Origin of the sequence: Pseudomonas sp. SIMBA_041 (assembly GCF_046535095.1) — a bacterium.
In the GTDB taxonomy this organism is placed as follows: Bacteria; Pseudomonadota; Gammaproteobacteria; order Pseudomonadales; family Pseudomonadaceae; genus Aquipseudomonas; species Aquipseudomonas mucoides.
The window spans coordinates 1-271 of the sequence record NZ_JAWRXJ010000323.1 but is presented as its reverse complement, the minus strand read 5'-3'; the positions used below and the strand labels follow the sequence as shown (position 1 = coordinate 271).

At 56.5% G+C, this 271-nt stretch carries 1 pseudogene; it reads right to left on the bottom strand.

The annotated features are described in order from the left end of the window. A pseudogene (locus SB725_RS31330) lies at nucleotides 1-271 on the bottom strand (restriction endonuclease subunit S); the annotation flags it as partial.

Below are 271 nucleotides of genomic sequence, written 5' to 3'. Positions count from 1 at the left end.
CAAATCGAGAACGGTTGCGCGCAGTGCATCAATATCCTCTGGCTCCCTGAACAAGCGTCCGAAGTTAGCATGTAGCCGTTGCCAGCTGTCTTGCAGCTCGTGCGGACTTTGGGCGCTAACCAAGGCTTTCACGGTGGACTGGCGCAGGGCGTTCTGCAGCTTGCGGCGTTCTTTCTGTTGCGCCTCAAACTGATCGCACAAGGTCATCAACTCATCGACTTTGGCTACGATGCGGGATTGTTCCCTTTGAGGCGGGAATGGGAACAGGGCC